Source organism: Erythrobacter sp. 3-20A1M (genome assembly GCF_018636735.1).
Lineage (GTDB): Bacteria > Pseudomonadota > Alphaproteobacteria > Sphingomonadales > Sphingomonadaceae > Alteriqipengyuania.
Window position 1 is genome coordinate 2176470 of record NZ_CP045200.1, and the last position, 21031, is coordinate 2197500.

At 65.5% G+C, this 21031-nt stretch carries 23 protein-coding genes, 1 tRNA gene and 1 pseudogene; 13 read left to right on the forward strand and 12 right to left on the reverse strand.

Annotated features, from left to right (window positions below; all coding sequences use genetic code 11):
• The first annotated feature begins 20 nt into the window (after positions 1-20).
• Positions 21-899 carry a hypothetical protein gene (locus tag F7D01_RS10685; RefSeq protein WP_215227549.1) on the forward strand — a complete coding sequence of 293 codons (879 nt, stop codon included), beginning with the start codon at positions 21-23 and terminating at the stop codon, positions 897-899.
• The gene (locus tag F7D01_RS15570) at positions 808-1002 is read left to right on the forward strand and encodes an HGGxSTG domain-containing protein (protein ID WP_371819597.1); all 195 of its coding nucleotides are present in this window, start codon (positions 808-810) and stop codon (positions 1000-1002) included. The genes F7D01_RS10685 and F7D01_RS15570 overlap by 92 nt, the downstream gene beginning before the upstream one ends.
• Here the strand turns inward: F7D01_RS15570 and F7D01_RS10690 are convergent.
• Together F7D01_RS10690 and F7D01_RS10695 are read right to left on the reverse strand one after the other, a co-directional pair.
• Positions 999-1610, reverse strand: coding sequence for a hypothetical protein (locus F7D01_RS10690; RefSeq protein ID WP_215227550.1), 612 nt, complete (start codon positions 1608-1610; stop codon positions 999-1001). The two genes, F7D01_RS15570 and F7D01_RS10690, sit on opposite strands and share 4 nt — an antisense overlap.
• A 426-nt stretch (positions 1611-2036) precedes the next feature.
• Positions 2037-2127 (reverse strand) — tRNA-Ser (locus tag F7D01_RS10695).
• Between the two features lie 224 nt (positions 2128-2351).
• Here F7D01_RS10695 and F7D01_RS10700 point away from each other — a divergent pair.
• Together F7D01_RS10700 and F7D01_RS10705 are read left to right on the forward strand one after the other, a co-directional pair.
• A complete protein-coding gene (locus tag F7D01_RS10700) occupies positions 2352-3155 on the forward strand; it encodes a DUF1134 domain-containing protein (protein ID WP_215227551.1) in 804 nt (267 codons plus the stop codon).
• Between the two features lie 88 nt (positions 3156-3243).
• Positions 3244-4428 (forward strand): aromatic amino acid transaminase, encoded by a 1185-nt coding sequence (locus F7D01_RS10705; protein WP_215227552.1) that lies wholly within the window; start codon positions 3244-3246, stop codon positions 4426-4428.
• A gap of 51 nt (positions 4429-4479) precedes the next feature.
• On the opposite strand, the gene F7D01_RS10710 is transcribed toward F7D01_RS10705, so the two are convergent.
• The 6 genes from F7D01_RS10710 to F7D01_RS10735 all read right to left on the reverse strand — a co-directional run bounded on the left by F7D01_RS10710 (position 4480) and on the right by F7D01_RS10735 (position 9781).
• A complete protein-coding gene (locus tag F7D01_RS10710; RefSeq protein WP_215227553.1) occupies positions 4480-5655 on the reverse strand; it encodes a Gfo/Idh/MocA family protein in 1176 nt (391 codons plus the stop codon).
• Between the two features lie 124 nt (positions 5656-5779).
• Complete coding sequence (gene ssb / locus F7D01_RS10715) at positions 5780-6304, reverse strand: single-stranded DNA-binding protein (RefSeq protein WP_215227554.1); 525 nt, start codon at positions 6302-6304, stop codon at positions 5780-5782.
• Between the two features lie 15 nt (positions 6305-6319).
• Positions 6320-8164 (reverse strand): ferrous iron transporter B, encoded by a 1845-nt coding sequence (locus F7D01_RS10720; protein ID WP_215227555.1) that lies wholly within the window; start codon positions 8162-8164, stop codon positions 6320-6322.
• Positions 8161-8415, reverse strand: coding sequence for a FeoA family protein (locus tag F7D01_RS10725; RefSeq protein WP_215227556.1), 255 nt, complete (start codon positions 8413-8415; stop codon positions 8161-8163). Before F7D01_RS10725 ends, F7D01_RS10720 begins: the two co-directional genes overlap by 4 nt.
• A 54-nt stretch (positions 8416-8469) precedes the next feature.
• Positions 8470-9132 carry a COQ9 family protein gene (locus tag F7D01_RS10730; RefSeq protein WP_215227557.1) on the reverse strand — a complete coding sequence of 221 codons (663 nt, stop codon included), beginning with the start codon at positions 9130-9132 and terminating at the stop codon, positions 8470-8472.
• 34 nt (positions 9133-9166) lie between these two features.
• Positions 9167-9781, reverse strand: coding sequence for an ankyrin repeat domain-containing protein (locus F7D01_RS10735; RefSeq protein WP_251566748.1), 615 nt, complete (start codon positions 9779-9781; stop codon positions 9167-9169).
• Positions 9782-9882: 101 nt separating this feature from the next.
• On the opposite strand from F7D01_RS10735, the gene F7D01_RS10740 reads away from it, so the two are divergent.
• From F7D01_RS10740 to F7D01_RS10765, 6 genes are read left to right on the forward strand one after another with little or no spacing between them, the layout of a single operon-like run.
• Complete coding sequence (locus F7D01_RS10740) at positions 9883-10467, forward strand: SCO family protein (RefSeq protein WP_251566750.1); 585 nt, start codon at positions 9883-9885, stop codon at positions 10465-10467.
• Between the two features lie 9 nt (positions 10468-10476).
• Entirely contained in the window at positions 10477-10911 is a 435-nt protein-coding gene (locus tag F7D01_RS10745; protein ID WP_215227560.1) for a YcgN family cysteine cluster protein, read from the forward strand.
• Positions 10908-11639, forward strand: coding sequence for a M48 family metallopeptidase (locus tag F7D01_RS10750; protein ID WP_215227561.1), 732 nt, complete (start codon positions 10908-10910; stop codon positions 11637-11639). Before F7D01_RS10745 ends, F7D01_RS10750 begins: the two co-directional genes overlap by 4 nt.
• Positions 11640-11648: 9 nt before the next feature.
• Positions 11649-12143 carry a hypothetical protein gene (locus F7D01_RS10755; protein ID WP_251566752.1) on the forward strand — a complete coding sequence of 165 codons (495 nt, stop codon included), beginning with the start codon at positions 11649-11651 and terminating at the stop codon, positions 12141-12143.
• Positions 12124-13095, forward strand: a complete 972-nt coding sequence (gene ribD, locus F7D01_RS10760) for a bifunctional diaminohydroxyphosphoribosylaminopyrimidine deaminase/5-amino-6-(5-phosphoribosylamino)uracil reductase RibD (protein WP_251566754.1) — start codon at positions 12124-12126, stop codon at positions 13093-13095. The genes F7D01_RS10755 and ribD overlap by 20 nt, the downstream gene beginning before the upstream one ends.
• 9 nt (positions 13096-13104) lie before the next feature.
• Entirely contained in the window at positions 13105-13722 is a 618-nt protein-coding gene (locus F7D01_RS10765) for a riboflavin synthase (RefSeq protein WP_215227562.1), read from the forward strand.
• 7 nt (positions 13723-13729) lie between these two features.
• Here F7D01_RS10765 and F7D01_RS10770 read toward each other — a convergent pair whose 3' ends face one another.
• Together F7D01_RS10770 and F7D01_RS10775 are read right to left on the reverse strand one after the other, a co-directional pair.
• Complete coding sequence (locus F7D01_RS10770) at positions 13730-14263, reverse strand: DUF177 domain-containing protein (RefSeq protein ID WP_215227563.1); 534 nt, start codon at positions 14261-14263, stop codon at positions 13730-13732.
• Entirely contained in the window at positions 14263-14778 is a 516-nt protein-coding gene (locus F7D01_RS10775; RefSeq protein WP_215227564.1) for a ubiquinol-cytochrome C chaperone family protein, read from the reverse strand. Before F7D01_RS10775 ends, F7D01_RS10770 begins: the two co-directional genes overlap by 1 nt.
• A 165-nt stretch (positions 14779-14943) precedes the next feature.
• On the opposite strand from F7D01_RS10775, the gene F7D01_RS10780 reads away from it, so the two are divergent.
• From F7D01_RS10780 to hslU, 3 genes are all read left to right on the forward strand, one after another.
• A complete protein-coding gene (locus F7D01_RS10780; RefSeq protein WP_251566756.1) occupies positions 14944-15417 on the forward strand; it encodes an outer membrane protein assembly factor BamE in 474 nt (157 codons plus the stop codon).
• A 64-nt stretch (positions 15418-15481) separates the two neighbouring features.
• Positions 15482-16042: an ATP-dependent protease subunit HslV gene (hslV, locus tag F7D01_RS10785; RefSeq protein ID WP_305825943.1), complete on the forward strand. Its 561-nt coding sequence runs from the start codon at positions 15482-15484 to the stop codon at positions 16040-16042.
• Between the two features lie 27 nt (positions 16043-16069).
• Positions 16070-17374: an ATP-dependent protease ATPase subunit HslU gene (gene hslU / locus F7D01_RS10790; RefSeq protein WP_215227565.1), complete on the forward strand. Its 1305-nt coding sequence runs from the start codon at positions 16070-16072 to the stop codon at positions 17372-17374.
• 9 nt (positions 17375-17383) lie between these two features.
• Here the strand turns inward: hslU and F7D01_RS10795 are convergent.
• Together F7D01_RS10795 and F7D01_RS10800 are read right to left on the reverse strand one after the other, a co-directional pair.
• Positions 17384-18888 (reverse strand): annotated as a pseudogene (locus F7D01_RS10795) (SulP family inorganic anion transporter).
• 119 nt (positions 18889-19007) lie between these two features.
• Positions 19008-20822, reverse strand: coding sequence for an ABC transporter ATP-binding protein/permease (locus F7D01_RS10800; protein WP_215227566.1), 1815 nt, complete (start codon positions 20820-20822; stop codon positions 19008-19010).
• Positions 20823-21031 lie beyond the last annotated feature (209 nt).

The window sequence follows — 21031 nt, forward strand, 5'->3', positions numbered from 1 at the left end:
AATTTGAAGGTGCGGGAATTATGACTGAAACGAGCAAGGCGAAACGCAAGCAACCGGCGCGCAAGGGTAAGGCTGGTGGCCAGCCGCAAGAGCGGTCTGTGACGATCCCGTTTCCCGATACGGATAGCGAGGACGAGGCCAATCGTATTCTGGCGAAGGATGTTCCCGATTGGGGAAAGCTCGACAAGGACGAGCGGGTCGAATTGTTGCGGCTAATCCGCGATTATCGCAAGCGCGGCGATCCGGCCAAGGTGAAACTGACCCGTAAGCCCGCTGGCGGATGGAGCATCGCCCCGGTGGGCAAGAGCGAAATGCTGGCGCTGCTAAAATTATACGAAACCTTTTCGGCCAATTCGATTGATCCGGTGAATGCGCGCGCAAACGAACTGCTCAAATATCTCGGCTCGGTCGGGGCGGACAATGAAGCGCGCTACAATGCGGCGCTGTCATTCATCGAAAGCATGAAGCCCCAGGATCAGGCCGAGGCGCTGTTGCTGGTGCAGATGTACTGCACCCATGACGCGGCAATCCGGGCGCTGAGCCAGCTTGGATCGGCAGAATGGGTGCCAACCGCGCAGACGTTCGGAAACCTCGCCACGAAGCTGCTGAGTACCTCTCAGCGGCAAATGGATACGCTGGCCCGGATGCGCCGGGGCGGGGAACAGGTCGTGAAGCATATCCACGTGGATAACCGGGGCGGGCAGGCCGTCATTGCCGAGAACGTCAATCAGGGGGGAGGAACAGCGAAAAATGAGGATCAATGCCATGGAGCCGGAAATTCTGGCAACGGCCCCGCGTTGCTTGGCCATGACGCGCAGGGGAACGGAGTGCCAATCCCCAGCCGTGAAAGGGCGGAGGCGGTGCAGGATGCACGGCGGGACGAACCCCGGCGCGCCTAGGGGCAATCAGAATGCCCGCAAGCATGGCGGCTATTCAGCCAAAACGCTGGAGGCGGTGCGATACGTCAAGGCGATTGCGCGGCTGGTGCGGGAAGGCGGCTAGAGATCGTCCAAAGGAGTGAATTGCGCCTGATAAAGACAGGCACACTGGCCCGGATGGGAGCATCCCCTGAGCGGCAAAATTGGGCAATCGCCAATCGGCATAACCTGCCCGTCCAGTTTCGCGGCAGAGTCGCACGGACCAGCCGCCATGTTCGATGCGAGCAACTTGGCGCTATCCATTCCAGCCGACTGCATCTTGACAAGATCGCGCAGGGTGCAGAGGGCGGTCGATACGGCAAGCCCGATGACGCTAGCCGCTCCAAGTGGATCGGCGCGGCCCAGCTCATTCAAGGTCGCCAGAAACTGCGCGGACAGCTTCACATTGGCGCGAAGGCCCAGCGCCTTGAGCGAGTCCCTGTCCAGCAAATCGCCTTGTTTCCGAAGATCGTCATAGGTGACGAACCGGCTGGGGTGATCGGCAAAGGTAGCTCGATAGAATGCAAGCGTGCCCGGCTGTTCATTTACGAGGCCGGACAGCTTCAACGCATAGGCGATTGCCTCATCCTTATTCGGTCTGGCCTTGAGGGCATCGTCGGCAGATGTCGCTTTGTCCGATTGCGCCGCGCCTTGCCCCACAACCATCTTTTGCAGCCAAGATCGAATGGCCATCCTGTCCCCCACGTCCGCCAGTAGCGAATTGAATCTGATTGGCGCGAAATGTGTCACCGGCTGCGCAGAAAGCCCAGCATTTCAGCGATATTTCAGCGGAGCCAATCAAATTCGGGTCACATTTTGGCGGCAAATCATTTTTGATTGAGAAGCTGCCACTTTCGGAAACCCGCACAATTCCGCCATTTCCGGCCGCGATTTGTCGCGTAGGGTGTGTAGTTGTTTCCAGCTTCCACGGCTGGCACCGGCATGGCTGCCCGATTGGCATTGCGGACGATTGCCACGCACCTGATGAGAATTGTTGAGGTGCGCGCCGATTGAGCGAATCCAGCCGCTCGCGTTCACCTCAAGCGCCGGGCCTATCGGGGAACGGTTATGGGAACCGGCGCACGATCTTGAAAAAATACCAATTAAATCAATGCATGGTGGCGGAGACGGAGGGATTCGAACCCTCGATACCCGGAAAGGGTATGGTTCCTTAGCAGGGAACTGGTTTCAGCCACTCACCCACGTCTCCGTATCACACGCGCGGCGGCTAGGGGCGGCGCTATAGCGAGGGTGTCCGCGCTGGGCAAGGGGATCGACACGGGGCTTGCGACGCGTTGTCTTTGAGCCCGCGACGGTTGCATTCCGGCTTGTTTTGGATTCGGTTCGTCGCGCATTCATTGTTGCTTCAGCGGGCAGGGGCTCATCTGGCGACATATGGCGGGTTCGTCGCGGACCCGAAGACGGGGAAGAATTATGAAAGCGATCGCAGCATTGTGGGCACGGGCCCTTGTTGCCGTGGCGGCAGGTACGATGGTGATCGCCGCGCCTGCAGCGGCGCAGCAGATGGAGACGGTCGATCCGAGCGCGATCGATGCCGACCTGGAGGAACAGCCGGGCGAGCCGCCGGTCTATGGCGAGCCCGCCCCGCCGACGAACACGGGCACCGCGTCGGACGAGGAGGTCGCGCCGAACTGGTCCGATCCCTCTTCTACCGCACCCGCTACTTCGGTGCCCGCGAGCGAAGCGCCCGCTACCGCGGAGGCGCAAGCGAGCCGCGCGGCGGCCGAGCCTTCGGACACCTACAAATCCGACGACCTGATCGGCGCGGCGGAGGGGTTGTTCGGGAAGGGGGCGGAAGGCGTCGCCCGAATGATCCAGGACCTGCTGGCGAAGCAGGGGGAACCCAATGCCTACATTGTGGGGCGTGAGGCCAGCGGCGCGTTCATCTTCGGCGCGCGCTATGGCTCGGGCACGTTGTTCCACAAGGTGGAAGGGCAAAAGCCGGTCTATTGGACAGGTCCATCGATCGGGTTCGACGCGGGTGCGAACGCGGGCAATACCTTCATCCTGGTCTATAATCTCTACGATTCCGAAGATCTCTACGAGCGCTTTCCGGCCGGGGAGGGCCAAGCCTATGTCATCGGCGGGCTGACCGCGAGCTATATGCGCAAGGGCGACGTCGTGCTGATCCCGATCCGCGTCGGGGCCGGGCTTCGGCTGGGCATCAATGCCGGCTACATGAAGTTTTCCAAGAAGCAGCGCTGGCTGCCGTTCTGACACCGACGGGGCGCTGAACGACGCAGGCCGACGGGCCGCGCCGATTTTCGGCTTGCGAGCGGGACGCGGGACCGGCATGGCCCGCCCCATGCTCGACCGCCTGCAAGCCCAATCGCCCGACGCGCTGCTCGCGCTGATCAAGATGTTCGCCGCCGACGAGCGGGAGGACAAGATCGACCTGGGCGTGGGCGTCTATCGCACCGACGAGGGCGCGACGCCGGTCTTCGCCGCCATAAAGCATGCCGAGCGTCGGCTCGTCGAGAGTCAGGATTCGAAGGCCTATCTTGGGCCGGAAGGCGATATGGGCTTCGTTCATGCGCTGATGCCCTACATCTTCGGCGAGAATGCGACGCGCGGCGGCCGGATCGAGGGTATGCAGACCCCTGGCGGCACCGGCGCGGTGCGGCTTGCCTTCGCGCTGGCGCGCCAGGCGGGCGTGAGCCGCGTGTTCCTGGGTACGCCCAGCTGGCCAAACCACGCGCAGATCCTCGCCGATCTGGGGCTCGAGGTCGTACCGTTTGCCCACGCCCGCAGCGATGGGCAGGCAGACCGCGATGCTGTTCTGGCAGTCATCGACGATGCCAGAGAAGGCGACGCGCTGCTGCTCCATGGTTGCTGTCACAACCCCACCGGCATCGATTATACGGCCGAAGGTTGGGAGGAAATCGCCCGGCGATTGGCCGACAGTCCGATGCTTCCGGTGATTGACGTCGCCTATCAAGGGCTGGGCGAGGGCATCGAAGAAGACGCGGCGGGTTTGCGCAGCGTGATCGATGCGGTGCCCGAGGCGCTGGTGGCGTATAGTTGCGACAAGAATTTCGGGCTCTATCGCGATCGGGTCGGTGCGTTCTACGTGCTGGCCAAAACCCCGTCGGAAATGAGCACGATCCTTTCGAACGCGAACGCCCTGGCCCGCGCGACCTGGTCCATGCCCCCCGACCACGGCGGAGCGGCCGTGCGCGAGATTCTGCGAGACCCCGAGCTGACCGATCTCTGGCTGGACGAGCTGGCGGATATGCGCAGCCGGTTGCGCGCGGTGCGCGAGCGGCTGGCCGCTGCAGACAACGAGGTCGGCGGGCTCGACCTCGCACCGCTGGGCACGCAGAACGGACTATTCGGCATGCTGAAGCTGGACGGCGATCAGATCCGCCGCCTGCGCGAGGAGCACGCGGTATACATGGCGGGCAGCGGGCGTATAAATATCGCCGGACTGACCAAGGGGAACATTGCCGGGTTCACCGCCGCGCTGGCGGCGGTCGCCGACAATAGCTAGGCCCGCCCGACAGATAGCTGGCCCGTCGGTCGCTGTCGTTTCGAAACCGGACTAGACCGGCATGGGCGCTCCCCCGTTATCAGCGCTCCGATAGATCGCTTCGATCAGGCGGATGTCGCGCAGCCCCATCTCGCCGGGCGTCCGGTGGGCCCGCCCTTCGCGAACCGCGCGAGTGAAGTCGTCGACCTGATCGGCGAATTGTCGTGCCGGCGGTCCGCTCTCGATGGCGCGGCGACCGTTCCCTGCGCGCAGAACCAGCTCGTTTTCGTAATAGGTCGTCGCCGGGTCCATCGTGATGGCCCCTTTCGCGCCCAGATAAGCCTGACGGCTGACATAGGGCTGGTAGCAATATGAGCTTGAGCCAGAGACGACCGCGCCGCTAGCCATCGTCATGCGCCACTCGACACCGCCCTCGACCTCGACGAAGCGCGGATCGTCCTTGGGATAGGCATACACGCCCGCGACCGAAACGGGTCGATCGTCGGGCAGCATCATCTGCGCAGTGTTCAGGCCGTAGATCCCGATATCGTACATTGAGCCGCCACCCGCCAGCGCTTTTTCCAGCCGCCAGCGATGCGGCGGCCAGCTTTCCGGCGTCGCATCGAAGCCGTGATCGCAGCGGATGTGGCGTAGCGGACTCAGCGCATCGCCTGCGATCATCTCGAAAGCGGTGCGATTGGTCGGCTCGAAATGGATGCGGTAGGCTACGCCCAGGCGGCGATCGTTCCTGCGCGCGGCCGCGATCATCGCCTCGCATTCCGCGCTGGTCGAGGCCATAGGCTTCTCGCACAGCACATGCTTGCCCGCCTCCAGCGCGCGAATGGTGTATTCGGCATGCAGGCCCACGGGCAGGGCGACATAGACGCAGTCGATTTCATCGTCCTGCGCGATGCGGTCGTAGTCGTCGTAGGAGTAGAACCGGTCCACGCCATAGCGCTGGCCCAGCATCTCCGCCTTCGCCCGATTGCCCGAAACGAAGGCCGTCATGCGCGACAGGCTCGCATCGACGAAGCCGGGCATCACCTGTCCGACCGCGAAACTGCCGAGGCCTACGACCGCCCAGCGCATGCGCTCTTCCATCGGTTCGGGCAGGTCGGGATTGCCCATCAGGGGCTGACCTTCCGCCTCCTGTCCAATGGCCTGTCCGGCCCAGAGCGCTGCCGAAACTCCGGCCCCGGCCGCCAGCAGATGTCGCCGCGATACTTCGATCCGATCGTCCTCGTTCATCCGCTATCTCACCCGCCGAGCAACTTTACTGTGCTGGGAAAGGTAGCGCTAACACCGAGGCGTGCCAAGCTTCTCGCGCGCCTCTAGCGCTGGATCGGTAGGCAAGGCGCTGTGGTGTCCGGGATCAGAACGGGATGTCGTCGTCCAAATCGTCGTAATCCGAGCCGCCGCCGGACGACGCACCGCCACCCGATCCACCGCCTTGGCCGCCACCGCCCTGGTTCCAGCCGCCCCCGCCGCCGGAGCGTTGGCCCCCGCCGCCATAATTGCCGCCGCCACCACCGCCGCCGCCTTCACCGCGGCCGTCGAGCATCGTCAGCGTGCCGTCGAAGCCGCGCAGCACCACTTCGGTCGAATAGCGGTCGTTGCCCGACTGATCCTGCCACTTGCGCGTCTGCAGCTTGCCCTCGATGAAGACCTTGCTGCCCTTGCGCAGGTAGTTCTCGCATACGTTGATCAACCCGTCGGAGAAGATCGCGACCGAATGCCATTCGGTCTGTTCCTTGCGCTCTCCGGTGTTCTTGTCCTTCCAGTTCTCGCTGGTGGCGATGCGCAGATTGCACACCCGCCCGCCGTTCTGGAAACTGCGCACTTCCGGGTCCTGCCCCAGATTGCCGATCAGCATGACCTTGTTGAGGCTGCCTGCCATTCCTTCGATCCTTCGCTAGAGTCCGAGCGCCACGGCGCTCCAATAGGTGATTCCGGCGAAGAGGTAGGCCAATCCGAACAGGTAAGCCAACATGAAGGCGGGCCATTTCCACCCATTCGTCTCGCGCCGTGCAACCGCGATGGTGGAGAGGCATTGCGGCGCGAACACGAACCAGGCGAGGAAGGCGAGCGCGGTCGGCAGGCTCCAGCGTTGCGACAGCGTGCTGGCGAGACCCGTGGCTTCCGCCTCTTCATCCGGCGCATCGACGGCGTAGGTGGTAGCAAGCGATGCCACCGCCACTTCCCGCGCGGCCATCGCCGGGATCAACGCGAGGCTGATTTCCCGGTTGAAGCCGATCGGTTCGAGCACGGTGTTGAGGCCGGTTGCCACGTGTCCCGCGATGCTGGCGTCGACCTGGCTCTCGCCCGGTTCGGCCTGAGGAAAGCTGAGCAGAATCCACAGCACGACGGTGGCGGTGAAGATGATCGTGCCCGCGCGGCGCAGGAACACCCAGGCGCGTTGCCACAGCCCGATCAGCAGGTCGCCCGGATGCGGCCACTGATAGCGGGGAAGCTCCATGATAAAGCCGCTTGCCGCGCCCGCCGTGACCGACCGGCGCAGCACCAGCGCGACCACCATGGCACCGAGGATTCCCGATACGTAGAGGGCGAACAGGACCAGCCCTTGCAGCCCGATCCCGCCGCCAACGGTGGTTTGCGGGATGAAGGCGGCGATGATGACCGCATAGACCGGCAGCCGGGCGGAACAGGTCATCATCGGTGCGATCAGGATGGTGGTCAGCCGGTCCTTCGGATCGGCGATCGACCGGGTCGCCATGATGCCGGGAATGGCGCAGGCGAAGCTGGAAAGAAGGGGGATGAAGCTGCGGCCCGACAGCCCGACGCCCTGCATCAACCGGTCCATCAGGAATGCGGCACGGGCCATGTAGCCGCTCGCCTCCATCACCAGGATGAAGGCGAACAGGATGACGATCTGCGGCAGGAAGACGATGACAGAACCGACGCCGGCCAGCGCGCCTTCGGTCACGAAGTCGCGAATCAGCCCGGATGGGAAGGTCGCCACGACCCAGTTCGACAATCCGCCGATCGCTCCGTCGAGCGCGTCGGCGAAGGGCGTCGCCCAACTGAACACCGCCTGGAAGATCACGAACAGCAGACCGAACAGGATCGGCGGGCCGAGCCATGGATGCAGCAGGACCCGGTCGAGACCCGATTCGATCCGGTGGCGCGCGGATCGGGACAGGATTGCGGCGCGCGCGATGGCTTTCGCTTCCAGCCGCCGCTCGGTGATGTCCAGATGCGGGCGTTCCTCGACCGGCTCGGTGCGGGCGAAGGCTTCGCCGATAGCTTCCAGCAGGGGCTCGATCCCGCGGCGACGCACCGCGACGGTCGACACGACCGGCACGCCGAGCGATTGCGACAGGGCATCGGCGTCCAGCAGCACGCCGTCGCGCTCTGCCAGATCGACCATGTTGAGCGCGATCACTACCGGGCGGCCCAGCGCGATCACCTCTTGGGCGAAGACGAGATGCTGTTCTAGATTGGCGGCATCGAGCACGATGACCAGCACGCCCGGCGCGGCCTCGCCCGGGAATTCGCCATGCACGACCTGGCGGGTGACCTCCTCGTCCGGGCTCGACGCATCGAAGGCGTAGGCACCGGGCAGATCGACCAGTTCGACCGGTTCGCCCGATGGCAGGACGATCCGCCCCGCCTTGCGCTCCACCGTCACGCCCGGATAGTTCGCGATCTTCTGCCGCGCACCCGTCAACTTATTGAAAAGCGCGCTCTTGCCGGCATTGGGATTGCCGACCAGCGCCACCTTGCGCAACTGGCTCATGCTTCCTCCGCCTGCTCCTGACGAATGGAGATGGCGGCGGCGTGCACGCGCCTCAGCGCGACGGTCATCCGGCCCAGCGTGACCGCCAGCGGATCGGCCCCTCCGAAAACGCCGCGATGGGCGACGACGACGTTCGCGCCTTCCTCGAAACCGAGCGCGCGCAGTCGCTTCCCCTCGCCGGCGGAAAGGGCGGCCCAGTCGATCGCGGTGATCACCGCAGGGCGCCGGCGCGGGAGATTTTCGAGTTTCATCGCGTGCGGGCTGACAGATCGCGCCGGTTATTGCAACTTATTATCAATAAAGCGTCAGGTCGCTGGATAACGGAGGCGCCCGAGGAAGCGCACGACGCTGAACCCTTCGCGCTCGCCGCCCAGGAGCCGCGCCTTCGCCTTTTCGAATTTCATCACCCCGTCAATCCGGCGATCGAGGAAAGCGCGGGTTTCGGTCTTGTCCTCGCTCTGGTCGTCGAGGAACACGGCAAGAGTGGCGCCGTAGATTCCCGCGAGGATCGCTCGTTTAGTGTAATGATTGTAATCGGTCGCGGTATCGCCCGCGAGCCGCCACATCACATCGGCGCTGTGCCAACCCGTCCGCAGCGCCGCGGCGGCGTTCTGCGGCATGGCCATGATTGCCAGGGCGCGGCGGAGTGCCTCTTCTCGTCCGCCCACCGCGTCCAGCCGATACTGGATGAGCGTTCGTATCCGCTCGCGGATCTTCAGTTGAGCGAGCCGTTCGGGTGGCCATTCCTGCGCCATTGCGCGATCGATGCTCTCGATCCACGCCTCGATCATAGCCATCTGGCCCTTTTCGAAGGCGAGACGAGCTACGTCGGGGTCGACACCTTCCATTTCGGCGGCCAAGGTCAGCGCCTCGTCGCTCCAGCCGTCGAATACCGCGTTGTCGGCGATCGCGGGGGCGAGGGCCGGGCGCAATTCGTCCAGCGTGAGGTCGGAAGCGTTTTCGATCATCGGTTACTCGTTGTCAGGTTCGGCGGCCCGGAGGTCACAGGCTCGGCCCATAGGTCTCGGTATTGCCGGAGGCGCTCGCATCGTGCGCCGCGAAAGCTTCCAGCAGGCGGCGGTTGTCGTCCAGCCGGGCGTAATCGCGGGCGCTGCGGCCCGAATTGTCGGATCGGTCGGGATTGGCCCCGTGGTCGAGCAACACCTTTGCCAACGCCGGGTCTCCCAGATGGGTTGCCACGATCAGCGGGGTTTCGCCGGTATCGTCGCTATCATTGATCCGCGCGCCGCCATCGAGCAGGGCCGACACGCTAGGCACGTCGCCGAAGCGGGTCGCGATCATCAAGGGGCTTACCCCCTTGTTATCCGCAAGGTTCGGATTTGCGCCGCGCTGCAAGAGGAAACGGATCCAGGCCGCATCCCGGCGCTTCGCCGCGATATGCAGTCCGGTTTCTCCGCTGGAACGGTCGCGAGCGTTGACGACGGTGGAGCCGGGCTGGGAAAGCAAATCGCTCGCCTTCGTCGCGTCGGCATCGCGCACCGCTTTCAGCAACTGGTAGCCATCGGAAAAGTTCTGGGCCGCTGCCGGCACGCCGACCGAGGCAAGGGGGAGAACGGCCAGCAGGGCGGCAAAACCGGCGAGAAAGCGCTGCGACACCTTATATACACTCCGTAAATCGACTATGGCGGATCGCCCGCTCTTCCGACCCCACCAGTTAGCAGAGACTGAACGTCGATTCCATGCCCCGCCCTTTCCCAATGATCCTCCTCGCCGCAATCTCTCTCTTCCTCGCGGCATGCGGACCGACCCAGACCGCCACGCCGATCAATGAGGCCCCGCTCGCCGGGGCACGCATCGGTGGTCCCTTCGAACTGACCGGGGAGGACGGCAAGACCTACCGCTGGAGCGATTTCGACGGCGAATACCGGATCGTTTATTTCGGCTACACCTATTGCCCCGACGTGTGTCCGACCGACATGCAGCGCACGATGGCGGGCCTGAAGAAGTTCGCCAAAGCGCAGCCCCAACTCGCCGAGAATATCCAGCCGATCTTCGTTACCGTGGACCCGGAACGCGATACGCCGGCGGTTCTGACGGAGTTTACCGACGCGTTCCATCCGCGCCTGCTCGGCCTGACCGGCTCGCCCGAGAAGATCGAGGAAGTGGCGAAGAAGTTCGCGGTTGCGTACTCGAAGGGCCAAGAGCAGCCGGGGGGCGGCTATCTGATGAACCACCAGTCCTTCGTGTACCTGTTCGGGCCGAAGGGCGAGCCGATCGCAACTCTGCCGGCGGACCAGGGTGCCGATGCCGTGGCGGCCGAATTGACCCGCTGGGTCCGCTGAGGCGAGCGCATGCGCGATGCCTTCTGGGAATTGCCGCTCGACCGGCTGGATGCCGGGGAATGGGAGGCATTGTGCGACGGGTGCGGGCGCTGCTGCCTGCACAAGCTGGAAGATGCGGATACCGGCGAGATCGAGGACACGAACGTCTGCTGCAAGCTGCTCGATCCGCAAACGGCGCGGTGTAGCGACTACAAGCATCGCAAGGCCTTCGTGCCCGATTGCCTGCGCCTGACGCCGGGCATGGTGTCCGGCCTGTCCTGGTTGCCCGAAACCTGCGCCTATCGCCGCCGATCCGAGGGGCGGCGGTTGCCGCGCTGGCATTACCTCATCTGCGGCGATCGCGACGAAGTCCATCGCAGCGGCGCGGGTGTTGCGGGGCGGGTCATCAGCGAGACGAAGGCCGGGCCGCTTGAACACCACATCGTCGACTGGGGCGATGAATGATCGACTGGCTGCGCCGCGACCCGGCCGCGCCGCCGACTGTCCGGTGCGGGAATCGCGACGTGCCGGTCTCGATCGTGCGGCATCCGACCGCGCGGCGCATCATCCTGCGCCCCGCCGACGACGGACAAAGCGTGCGCGTCACCCTGCCGCGCTGGGGACGCACCGCCGATGCCCTGCGTTTCGCGGCCGAGCGCAGCGACTGGCTGGCCGCGCAGCTCGCCCGCATTCCCCAACGACAGGCCCCTGGTCCGGGCGGGAGCATCACCTATCGCGGCGAAACCTGTGCGATCGCGTGGGATGCGAACGGTCCGCGCAAGGTGGCCCGCGATCGCGCGGCATCCACCCTCCAGATAGGCGGGCCTCGTGATCTGCTGGAAGCGCGCCTGCGCCGCTGGCTGCGCGCGGAGGCGAGCCGGCTCCTGACGCAGGATCTGGCGGACTATTCCCGCCGAGCGGGTTTGCCGCCCGCACCGCTGGCTCTCAGCAATGCGCGTCGCCGGTGGGGGAGCTGTTCCAGCAAAGGGACGATCCGGCTCAACTGGCGGCTCGTGCAGGCCCCCGACTTCGTCCGCCGATCGGTCGCGGCGCACGAGACCGCGCATCGGATCCATTTCGATCACTCCCCGCGGTTTCACGCACTGCTGGGCGAGATCTTCGAAGGCGACATCGGTGAAGCGGATGCGTGGTTGCGGGCCCACGGGCGATCCCTTTACGCGGCGTTCGGCTGATACGTCCGGATGGCCGGACTGGCGCGGGGCGGGCGGAACGCCTATCTTGCCCCCATGCGCTTCTTTTCCCGTCTCAACCCCGCTTCGGGCATGCGCGATTTTTGGCAAGAGTTCAGCCGTCCGCAGCCTTATCGCATCCCGATCCTGCTCGTTTCCGTCGCTCTGACGGGCGGGCTCCTGCTCGCATTCGGAACCGAGAAGGTCGATGTCCCGCCGGAGAAGCCGGACATTATCTACATCACCACCTTCGCGCCCGACCGGACGGAGGCGGAAATCGTCGCCTCCAACATCGCGAACCAGAAGAAGAAGGACATCATCGCCGCCGAACTGGCGCGGCGCGAGGAGGAGAAGCGGGACCTCTATCGTACGCTGGGCAAGATGAGCGGCATGGACACCGACAAGATCGAAGCGCAGGCCGAGAAGGAACGCGCGGCGGAAGAGAAGAAGCGCGAAGCCTATATCGAACAGGTTGTGGGCAAGGGCAGTGACGCCCCCGCCCAGTGATGCCGACTGGCTGGCCGCCGCTGCGCGCCTGTCGTTGAGGGGAACGCCCGCAAGCCGTCCGAACCCGGCGGTCGGCTGCATTATCGTGAACGGCGCAGCGGTGGTCGGGCGCGGCTGGACCCGAGCGGGCGGCCGCCCCCATGCCGAGGCTGCAGCCCTGGAGACGGCGGACGCGAAGGCGCGCGGTGCGACCGTCTATGTCACGCTGGAGCCATGCGCGCATCGATCGGAGCGCGGACCGGCTTGCGCCGATCTATTGGTGGAGGCGGCTCCGGCCCGCGTCGTGATCGGGATCGAGGATCCTGACCAGCGCACCGCAGGGGCGGGAACGGCGCGCCTGCGCGCGGCCGGCATCGAGGTCGTTTATCGCGAGAGCGAAGCCGCCCGGCGCAGCCTCTCCCCCTATCTCACCCGCCACCGATATGGGCGTCCGATGGTGACGCTGAAGCTGGCGATGTCGCTCGACGGGCGGATCGCACTGCCGGATGGGCGGAGCCGCTGGATCACCGGCGAAACGGCGCGCGCGCACTGCCACATCCAGCGTGCGATGCATGACGCGATCCTGGTGGGCGGCAAGACATGGCGCGCGGACGCGCCGCGGCTCGATGTCCGTCTACCGGGCCTCGAACGGCGGTCGCCCGAGCGCTGGGTCCTGACCTCGAAACCGGTCGAGGGCGCACAGGCGATCGCGGCCCCCGGCGATATTGCCGGGTCGGACGCAATGTCGCTTTACGTCGAGGGCGGGGCACAGGCCGCGGCGGCTTTTCTTGCCGAAGATCTGGTCGACCGCCTCGACATCTATCGCGCGCCAATCGTGATCGGCGACGGATTGCCCGCAATTGGAGATATCGGGCTGGGCGAACTGGCGGAGGCGCACGATCGCTGGACGCTACGCGAACGTCGCCAGCTTGGCAGCGACGGGTACGAATCCTATGAGCGGCGGCGTAACTGAGGAGAAGGCATGTTCACTGGGATCGTCACAGCCATCGGAACGATCGAACGGGTCGAACAGCGCGGAGACACGCGCGTGCGGATCGCCTGTCCGTACGATCCGGCGAAGATCGCGATCGGCGCGAGCATCGCCTGTTCGGGCGCTTGCCTGACGGTGGTCGAGCGGGGCGGGGAGCCCGGCGCGGCGTGGTTCGACGTCGACATGTCGGCGGAAACGCTGGCGCGTACCGCCGCCCGCCACTGGCAGGCCGGTGAGCGGCTGAATCTGGAGCAGGCGCTGCGGCTGGGCGACGAACTGGGCGGGCACCTCGTCACCGGCCACGTCGATTCGGTCGGAAAGGTCGTGTCAGCGGCGGAAGAGGGCGGCTCGGTCCGCCTGACGATCGAAGCAGATCGCGAGATCGCGCCGTTCATTGCGCAAAAGGGTTCGATTACCGTGGACGGCGTATCGCTGACGGTGAACGAGGTGGAAGATACCGCCGACGGAAATGTCCGGTTCGGTCTCAACATCATTCCGCATACGGGAGAGGTGACGACGCTGGGCGAGCTTCGCTCCGGCGATACGGTCAATCTGGAGATCGATACGATCGCCCGCTACCTGCAGCGCATGCAAGCGCTGGCGAACTGACAGGCGTTCAGTCGGCCTTTTTCAACGCGGCGAGAGCATCGGCCAGCGGCCCACGCGGCGTCTCGTCGCTTTCGATACCCGCCACCGCGCGTGCTTCGTCGGCCCCGGACCCTTGCGCGTAGGGGTCGATCGCCAGAGCCAGGGTCTGCGCCACCGCCTCGCCCAGATCGATGCTGTCGCCTTCGTATTCGACCTCGTCGCAGTCGTCCGAATCGAGTTCGATCTCGATTTCGTCCCCCTCCTCGGGTGGCCGAAACGATCCGGCGGGTACGAACCGCAGGGCGAACTCCTCCTCCACCGAAACCGGCAGGTCGTCGCCGGACACCGCACAGGACTGCACGATATCGGCGGTCATCGTGCCATCCACAATGACCCGGTCGCCGTCGCGGATCAGGGCGATTTCCGCTTCCAGCCGGTCGATCGCACGAATGGCGAAGCGCCGCGCCAACGCGGCACGCTCCTCTTCGGTCGCGGTGAGCGAAACCGGGCGCGAATCGATCTGCCTGAGGCGGACGGGTCGGCTGAATTCGGGTCGGCTCATCACCAATCGGCCTTCAGTACGCTGGCATAGTCGAGCGCGGAGAGTCGGTCGGCAAGGGCCATCAGCCCCCGCGCGACACATGCGGGGGAGCCCCCCTCTTCCACGAAGGTGACGTTGCGGGCTGCCGCCGCCGTCATGGCTTCGTCGTTCCGTTCGGTCAGGGCGCTGCGATAGGCACCCATGCGGCCGCCCAATGCGCTCATCAGGCGACCCACTCGCTTGCCGACCGCCGGGTCGCCGAAGCCCGCTTCGCGGAGCTGACCCTCCATGTCTTCCACGAAAAGCTCGGCCAGCCGGGCCGCGTCCTGCGCGTGCGCATCGCCTTGCTCGGTCCGCAGCATCGCGATGGCGAGCACGCTGGACACCATGTCGAACCGTCCATCCAGCGTGTCCGCAACCCGGCATTCGGCATACCAATGGGGATCGCGCGCTTCCGCCACGACCCGGTGCCATAGCGGTCGCAAGGCCTCGCGCGGGTCCCGTTCCAGTCCGAGCAGGCGGGAGAGAAAGGACATGGATCGATCTTTCATTCAGCGGCAATTCAAGGCGGCGTGGGCAGCGCGGCCTGGGCGGCGTTGCGTCGCCGCGCGCGAGGCCGTAAGGCTGCGCCCGATATAGCGATCCAGACCCTCAGATGAAGGGGGTGGGATCGGAACGATACGTGAAGGACGACGGTACCGATGACGAAGGCAAGGGCGACGGGCTGGATGGCGCTGGGTGCGCTGGCTCTGGCGGGGGGCGGTTGCACCTCCATCACCGAACAGCGCGGCTATGTCTTCGACGATACGCTGGCGAGCACGATCCAGCCCGGGATCGACGATCAGCGATCGGTCGCGGCGACGATGGGTCGCCCCAGCTTCACCAGCGAATACGGGCAGCCGACCTGGTATTACGTGCACAACGCCACGTCGCGCGGGCCGCTGGTGAGCGCGCGGATCACCGACAGTCGCGTCCTGGCGGTGCGTTTCGACGATAGCGGCAACGTGGCCGCGATCGATCGCAGCGGGATGGAGAACGTCGTCCATCTTTCGCCCGATGGCGACAAGACGCCGACGCTCGGCCGCGAACGTAGCTTCTTCGAGGACCTGTTCGGCAATATCGGCAGCGTGGGCGCGGGGCAGGGGCCCATGAGCGGCTCGAACACCGGCCCTTAGGGTTGGCGCACCTGCGTCGCGAAGGCGGCTTGATACCCATCGGCGCGGCCCCATATTCCGCGCCATGGACAATGGATCGGCGAGCCACGGCCTGACACAGTGGCACGGCACCACCATCATCGGGGTCAAGCGCGGCGGGAAGACCGTGATCGCGGGCGATGGCCAGGTCTCGATGGGCAACACGGTGATGAAGCCCAATGCGAAGAAGGTCCGCCGCATCGGCGAAGGTGGGAAGGTCGTCGGCGGGTTCGCCGGCGCGACCGCCGACGCCTTCACCCTGTTCGAGCGGCTGGAGCGCAAGCTGGAACAGTATAGCGGCCAGCTGACCCGTGCCGCCGTCGAACTCGCCAAGGACTGGCGCACCGACAAATACCTGCGCAACCTCGAAGCGCTCATGATCGTCGCCGACGCCGACACGCTGCTGGTGCTGACCGGCAATGGCGACGTGCTGGAGCCCGAAGGCGGGATTACCGCGATCGGCAGCGGCGGCAACTACGCGCTCAGCGCCGCGCGCGCGCTGGTCGATTACGAGGACGATGCGGAAAAGATCGCCCGCCGCGCGATGCAGGTCGCGGCGGAAGTGTGCGTTTTCACCAATGACAGCGTGACCGTCGAGACGGTCTGAAGTCCAAACTTTCCGGATATAAGTACCATGACCCAGGCCCTTACTCCCAAGGCGATCGTCGCCGCGCTGGACGAACACATCGTCGGCCAGAAAGATGCCAAGCGCGCGGTCGCCGTGGCGCTCCGCAATCGCTGGCGTCGCCAGCAGCTCGAGCCCGAGCTGCGCGACGAGGTGACGCCGAAGAACATTCTGATGATCGGCCCGACCGGTTGCGGCAAGACCGAGATCAGCCGCCGGCTTGCCCGGCTGGCGGAGGCGCCGTTCGTGAAGGTCGAGGCGACCAAGTTCACCGAGGTCGGCTATGTCGGCCGCGATGTCGAACAGATCGCCCGCGACCTGGTGGAGGAGGCGATCCGGCTGGAGAAGGACCGCCGCCGCGAAAGCGTGCGCGAATCGGCCAGCAAGGCGGCGATGGAGCGGCTGCTCGACGCGCTCGTCGGCGACAGCGCCAGCGAGGCCACGCGCGAGAGCTTCCGCGAGCGGATCGTGCAGAACGCGATGAACGATACCGAGGTGGAGATCGAGGTCGAGGAAAGCCCCTTCATGCCGTTCGACATGGGCGGCATGGGCGGCAATGTCGGGATGATCGACCTGTCCGACATGATGGGCAAGGCGCTGGGCAAGAAGCCGACCAAGCGGCGCAAGCTCAAGGTGCCGGACGCGTGGGACAAGCTGGTCGACGAGGAGGCGGAAAAGCGCCTCGATCAGGACGACGTGGCCCAGGTCGCGCTGCGCAATGCCGAAACCAACGGGATCGTGTTCCTGGACGAGATCGACAAGATCGCGATCAGCGAGGGGCGCAGCGGTGGCTCGGTCAGCCGCGAAGGCGTGCAGCGCGACCTCCTGCCCCTGATCGAGGGGACCACGGTTTCGACCAAGCACGGGCCGATGAAGACCGACCATGTGCTGTTCATCGCGAGCGGCGCGTTCCATGTCGCCAAGCCCAGCGACATGTTGCCCGAGCTGCAGGGCCGCCTGCCGATCCGGGTGGAGCTGCGAGCGCTGGAGGTGGAGGATTTCATCCGCATCCTGAGCGAGACGCGGGCCAACCTGGTGTCGCAGTACAAGGCGCTGATCGGCACCGAGAACGTGACGCTGGAGATCACCGACGACGCGATCCGCGAAGTCGCGACCATCGCCGCGCAGGTGAACGAGAGCGTCGAGAACATCGGTGCCCGCCGCCTGCAGACGGTGATGGAGAAGCTGCTGGAGGAACTCAGCTTCGATGCCGAGGACCATTCGGGCGAAACGATCACCGTCGATGCCGCCTATGTGCGCGACAAGCTCGACACGCTGGCGAAGGACACCGACCTCAGCAAATATATCCTGTAGGCGTCGTGCCTACGGATGCGGGGCGAGCCCGATTTCCACACCGGTCTTGTCGGTCAGCGCGTAGCGATCGACCAGGTCGGTGCTGGCGCGGTTGAGGCCGATCACCTGCACGCTGCGACCGTTGCGGCGCATGCGTTCCACCACCTTGTCCAGCGCGCCTACCGCGCTGATGTCCCAGAAATGCGCGCCGGTGACGTCGATCACGACGTGGCTGGCGGGATCGGCCCGTTCGCTTTCGGGGCCGAGCGCCGCGGTGAAGCGGTCGACGCTGGCGAAGAAGATCTGCCCCGTCGCGGTGTAGGTCGCGGTCTCCCCCTCGCGCGTGCGCACGACCGAGAACATCCCCATCACCTTTTGCGTGAAGAAGATGCCGGACAGGATCACGCCCGCCAGCACGCCCAGCGCGAGGTTGTGGGTCGCGACCACGACGACCACGGTGGTCACCATCACCACCGAGCTCTGCCACGGATGCTTCGCGAGGTTGGGGATGGAGTTCCAGCTGAAGGTGCCGATCGAAACCATGATCATCACCGCGACCAGCGCCGGCATCGGCACCTGTCCGACCACCGGGCCGAGCACGGCGAGGAAGATCAGCAGCGCGAAACCCGCGACGAAGGTCGAAAGGCGCCCGCGTCCGCCGCTGGTGACGTTGATGACCGACTGCCCGATCATCGCGCAGCCGCCCATGCCACCGAAAAAGGCCGCGACGATATTCGCCGCGCCCTGGCCCGCGCATTCGCGGCGCTTGGCGCTGCCGGTGTGGGTCATGTCGTCCACGATCTGCGCGGTCAGCAGCGATTCGAGCAGGCCGACCGCGGCCATGGTCAGCGAATAGGGTGCGATGATCCGCAGCGTCTCCAGCGAGAAGGGCACGTCTGGGAAGACCACGCTCGGCAGCCCCTCGGGCAGCTCGCCCATATCGGCGACGTGGAACACCGGCGCGTCGATCCACCATCCGACCAGCCCCAGCACCACGATGGCGACGAGGGGGGAGGGCACGGCGGTGGTCAGCGCGGCAGGCCGTAGATGATCGCCAGGCCTGCCGCGACCATGGCATAGGTTTCCCACCCGACGCCGGTCAGCTGCGGCAATTGCGCCATGAAGATCAGGATCGCCAGCGCGTTGACGAAGCCGGTGATGACCGAGCGGCTGACGAATTGCATCAGCAGGTCGAGGCGCAGCAGCGCGGCGATACCCTGGAATACCCCCATCAGGATGGTCGCGGCGAAGAGGTATTCGACCCCGTGTTCGCGTACCAGCGGCACCACCACCACGGCAACCGCCGCGGTTGCGGCGGAAATCATGCCCGGTCGCCCGCCGGTGAAGGAGATGACGATCGCGATCGCGATGGAGGCATAGAGCCCCACGCGCGGATCGACCCCGGCGATGATCGAAAAGCCGATTGCCTCCGGAATAAGAGCGAGCGAGACGACGATCCCGGCAAGGACGTCGGCGCGGATGTTGGACAGCCAGTCGCGCCGGAACGCGCTCGGCCTCGCTGCGGTAGCGGCCATGATCTTTTCTCTCGATTTCGGGGCGCGCCGCTTTCTGGGATGGAAGGGCGCAGAAGTGGGCACAGCCTACGCAATGGTGCACTGCAGCACAACCCGCAGTACGGAACCTGGGCCTGCGCCTACTCGGCGGCTTCGACCGCGTCGTCCCCTTCGGCCTGCTGGCGCGACCACATCTCGGCGTAAAGTCCGCGCTTGCGCAGCAATTGCGTGTGTGAACCGGATTCGGCCAGCTTCCCCTGATCGAGCACCAAGATGCGGTCCGCATCGGCGATGGTGGACAGCCGGTGGGCAATGGCCAGCGTGGTGCGGTCGCGGCTGACGCGGCGCATGGTGGCGAGGATTTCCTGCTCGGTGCGCGAATCGAGTGCGCTGGTCGCCTCGTCGAACAGCACGATCGGGGGATCCTTCACCAGCGTGCGGGCGATGGCGACCCGCTGCTTCTCCCCGCCGGACAGCTTCAGGCCGCGTTCGCCGACCTGGGTGCCGAAGCGGTCGGGCAACCGATCGATGAACGGCAGGATCGCGGCGTCGCGCGCCGCCTGCTCGATTTCCTGCGCGCTGGCATCGGCACGGCCATAGGCGATGTTGTAGCCGATGGTGTCGTTGAACAGCACGCTGTCCTGCGGGACGATGCCGATCGCGGCGCGCAGCGATTCCTGCGTGACCTTGGCGATGTCCTGCCCGTCGATCAGAATGCGGCCCGCCTGCGGGTCGTAGAAGCGGAACAGCAGCCGCCCGATGGTGGACTTGCCCGCGCCGGACGGTCCGACGATGGCGACATGCGATCCGGCCGGGACTTCGAAGCTCAGCCCGTGCAGGATCTCGCGATCGGAATCGTAACCGAAGGTAACATCCTCGAACGCGACCGCCGGGCGCATGACATGGAGCGCGGGCGCGCCGGGCACGTCCTCCACCTCCACATTGGTATCCATCAGGCGGAACATTGCCGCCATGTCGATCAGGCCCTGGCGGATCGTGCGATAGACCCAGCCGAGCATATCGAGCGGGCGGAACAACTGGGTAAGATAGGTCTGGATCGCGACCAGATCGCCCACCGACAGCCTGCCCCGGCTCCATTGCCACACGACGAAACCCATCGCGCCCGCCATCAGCAGGTTGGTCACCAGCGCCTGCGCGATGTTGAGCAGGCCGAGCGAGTTTTCCGATTTGGTCGCCGCACGCTGATAGGCGCGCATCGCGCCGGAATAGCGCGCATGCTCGCGATGCTCGGCACCGAAATATTTCACCGTCTCGTAATTCAGCAGCGAATCGACCGCGCGGGCGAGGGCGGTCCCGTCCAGATCGTTCATCTCCGCTCGCAGCTTGGTCCGCCATTCGGTGATCCAGCGCGTCATCGCGATATAGACGACGACCGCGATGCCGGTGGCGATCACCAGCTCGACCCCGAACATGGTGTAGAAGATGACCGCGATCGCGATCAGCTCGATGATGGTGGGGGCGATGTTGAAGAGCAGGAAATAGAGCATCGAATCGATGCTCTTGGTCCCGCGCTCTATGACCTTGGTGACCTCGCCCGTGCGGCGCGACAGGTGGAAACGGAGCGACAGCTCGTGCAGCCGGGCGAACACGTCCTCGGCCAGCTGCCGGGTCGCGTCCTGTCCCACGCGCTCGAAGATGATGTTGCGCAGATTGTCGAACAGGGTCGAGCCGAAGCGGCCGAGCGCGTAGGCGAGCACGAAGCTGAGCGCGACCCAGAGCAGCGGCTCGCCACCCCCCGACATCGCGTCGACCGCCTTCTTATATAATAGGGGGAGACCGAGGGTGACCGCCTTGGTCGCCAGCACCAGCACCATCGCGACCACGATTCGCCAGCGTAGATCGGGGCGGTTCTCGGGCCATAGATAGGGGAGGAACCGGCGGATCGTGCCCCAGGCGGGCGCGTCGTCGGTTCGGGAAGCGAGATCGGGTGGCATCGGCCATTAGGTGGAGGTGGCGGATGATGCGCGCAATAGGGCGAGCCTGCGCGGGCCACTCGCTATCCCTTGTCCGTGGACGATACGGGACAGCTGACAGATGGGCAGCGCCACGCCGAAGCGCGCCCCTTAAGGAAGGCTAGGGTGGTCACCACCAATGGGCTCAACGCGAACGGGCCGTGATCGCTCGGCTGCAGCAGACGCGCGAC